We start from the raw sequence: 3,019 nt of genomic DNA on the forward strand, positions 1-3,019 counted from the left end.
AAATAGCAATAAATGACAAAAGGCCTGTGGTGTCTGACAATATGATGCCCATCGCACCGATAAATGAAGTTAATATAATTGGTAATGTATGGGATATTACTGCAACACAAAAAGGTAATGAAATACGTTTGGCAGGGGGATCATTATTTTGCTCCAAATCAACCTGCCATGGTACAGTGAAAGAGCGGGAGTTATATGTTGATAAGGAAACAGCTAATATTCATATTGGGTTTAGTGTTATTATGTAAAAACAATTTACATCTCATAATTAGATCTAAAGAACTTTTGAATGTGAAATGAATATTAATTTTGAATCTAATTAGAAAACGCAATTAAAAGAGTTGATTTAGAATACTATTGGCTGATTACTGATAAACTAAAACAACAGAGATAAATTAAATTCGTAGATTATTATAGAAAAAATAAAATTTTAAAAAATGGCAAAGAATCCACATTATTTTTCGCAATTAGCTCACATTGAAGTGCTGACTGAGAACCTAGATAAATCTGTAGAATTTTTCAGGGACGTTGTCGGAATGGATGAAACAGGAAGAACAGATACTTCAGTATATCTGCGAGCATGGGGTGATTACTTTCATCATACCTTAAAACTTACCCAAAGTGAGACCTCAGGTTTGGGTCACTTAGGGTGGCGTGCTGATAGTCCTGAAGCTTTAGAGGAAGTAGTGGCTTATTTAGATAGCATTGGAGCTGGTTTGGGATGGGAAGAACCAGATCTAGGTCACGGGAAAGCCTATCGTTTTAAATCTCCTGAAGGCCATATGCACGAAGTATTCTGGGATGTAGAGTGGTTACGAGAAGAAGGCGAAAGAGGAAGTGTTTACGCAGACAGATACTCTAGTAACCGTCTAAAAGGTGCAAACCCTAGAAGATTTGATCACGTAACCTATATGGTTTCTAAGGGGGCCTATCCCGCAGAAAAAGATTTTTGGAAAGGTTTAGGACTAAAAAACCCTGACGAGATTCGTATTGAAGATCATATTCCACCAGTTGGCGGACTACATACCATAGCCAATCTTTCACACGATATAGCTGTTTTTACAGACCCGAATATAGAGCCTAATCAGGCAGTATTAAACCATATTTGTTGGAATGTAGATAGTAGAGAAGAAGTACTTTTAGCCCTAGATTATTTTATCGAGAAAGGACACAAAAGTGTGATGGGAGCACCTACAAGACATAAAGCCGATGAAGGTTTCTTTATCTATGTGCGTGACCCTGGAAGTGGCGTTCTGTTTGAATTCTATGCCTGTGCCAGATTGGTGTTTGCACCAGACCATTTAGATGTGCATTATTTAAAAGATAATCCTAATGATGCTTGGGGATCTGTGAATCCGTTTGCAGAAATGGCAAAGGGTAAAAAGCTTGGACTTTCAGATGATGGTACGGTTAAACCAGTAGACATTTAATTGGTGTCGTAACTAAGGAACTGTAAGTAAAAGTAAATTTTATAGAAATAGTTAAATAGTAATCTTTACCGTATTTGGTAAATAAATTATAATCTCAAAAAAAAATCAAAAATATTAAAAACACTATGTGGCATTTTTTTCCAGGCAAATACATGCCTTCTTATCAAGTAAATAGAGCATTAACACAGGCACATTATGGTGGTGGTGAATTTGCTGAAATTCTAGACGCGGCAAGTAATATTGATCCTGACAATAGAGAAACTTTTAATGTAGCCTGGTCAAATAAAGGTGATGAAGTTTATGAGTGGGCAGAAGATTACGAGAATAAGAAAGCTTTTGTTTCGGCTAGAAGAACCTATTTAAGAGCGTTTAATTATTTGCGTACGGCGGAGTTTTTCATGGATTTACAGGATGACCGAAAAATTAAGACCTATGTAAAAGCTCGTCAGGCATTTATTAATGCAACAAAATACTTTGAAGAGAAACCAATAACGGTAGAAGTCCCTTTTGAAGGTTCTTTTTTACCAGGATATCTTTTTAAACCAAAGGGTGTGAAAAACCCACCGGTAATGGTCATGTTTGGAGGATTGGACAGTTTAGCTGAAGAACTTTATTTTGGAATTGGCGATCATTTGATGGAAAGAGGCATCGCTTTATTAGCTATGGACGGACCAGGTCAAGGAGCCGCTTTGCGTCTAAATCACATTCATTCTAGACACGACTATAATGTTGCCGGTACAGCGGTTTTAGACTGGGTTCTAGAAAACTTAAAAGATGAAGTGGACACTTCAAGTGTAGGTATTGCAGGAGTTTCTATGGGCGGTTATATGGCAGCTCGTTGTGCAGCTTTTGAGCCTCGTTTTAAAGTATGTATGATTTTCGGAGCCGTTTGGTCTTATCATTCAGTTTGGGCTGGACGTAGTGGTAAACATCCGCTTGCTAAAATTGTGCAGCATATTATGGATGAAGACACCTACGAAGGTGTGCTGAAAAAATTAGAAGGGTTTACCCTTGAAAATGGCATTGCAGAAAAAATTTCAATGCCTACATTCATTATGCATGGTGGGGGTGATAAGCAAAATTTTGCAGAGCATGCCATCACATTAGAAAAGCATTTGACTTGTGAGCATAAAATGAAAATTGTTCCGGACGGTGAAAGTGGTGCTCAACATTGTCAAGTAGATAATTTTATGCCTACATTGGACATGTATGATTGGATTGCAGAAAAAATTCACGCATAATAAAAATTGTATCTCTCTCTCAATATAAAAAAATAAAAATATGTCAGCAGTAAAAAAGGTACTCGTAGTTGGTGGTGGTATTGGTGGTCAGTCCGTAGCAATTGCTTTAGCCCAAAATGGTGTTGAAGTCGAAATAGCAGAAAGACTAGATGAATATAATGTATATGGAGTAGGAATCATTCAACAAATGAATGCCTTGAGAGCGTTAGATGCTTTAGGATTAGCCGATGAAACCATGAAGCAGGGATATCCATATGGGCAATTGAAGATGTATACTGCAACCGATCATTTTATTGGTCTAGCAGGAGCTCCACCGATAGGGAAATATCCAAGTCACAATGGAATTTC

Annotated in this window: 4 protein-coding genes; all 4 read left to right on the forward strand. The window is 37.3% G+C overall.

Annotation, left to right across the window (positions count from 1 at the left end):
- Window positions 1–248, forward strand: a 248-nt coding sequence (locus tag ABF281_RS08330; protein ID WP_347181218.1) for a hypothetical protein, incomplete at its 5' end; no start/stop codon positions are given.
- 189 nt (window positions 249–437) lie between these two features.
- Window positions 438–1,430, forward strand: coding sequence for a VOC family protein (locus ABF281_RS08335; RefSeq protein WP_347181219.1), 993 nt, complete (start codon window positions 438–440; stop codon window positions 1,428–1,430).
- A 125-nt stretch (window positions 1,431–1,555) separates the two neighbouring features.
- Window positions 1,556–2,671 (forward strand): alpha/beta hydrolase, encoded by a 1,116-nt coding sequence (locus ABF281_RS08340; RefSeq protein WP_347181220.1) that lies wholly within the window; start codon window positions 1,556–1,558, stop codon window positions 2,669–2,671.
- Between the two features lie 40 nt (window positions 2,672–2,711).
- Window positions 2,712–3,019, forward strand: a 308-nt coding sequence (locus tag ABF281_RS08345; RefSeq protein ID WP_347181221.1) for an FAD-dependent monooxygenase, incomplete at its 3' end; no start/stop codon positions are given.

The sequence above is a fragment of the Wenyingzhuangia sp. genome (assembly GCF_039768515.1).
Classification (GTDB): Bacteria; Bacteroidota; Bacteroidia; order Flavobacteriales; family Flavobacteriaceae; genus Wenyingzhuangia.

Coding starts and splice junctions, on each gene's coding strand:
- ABF281_RS08335 (WP_347181219.1), top strand. CDS start 438: ATGGCAAAGAATCCACATTATTTTTCGCAATTAGCTCACATTGAAGTG.
- ABF281_RS08340 (WP_347181220.1), top strand. CDS start 1,556: ATGTGGCATTTTTTTCCAGGCAAATACATGCCTTCTTATCAAGTAAAT.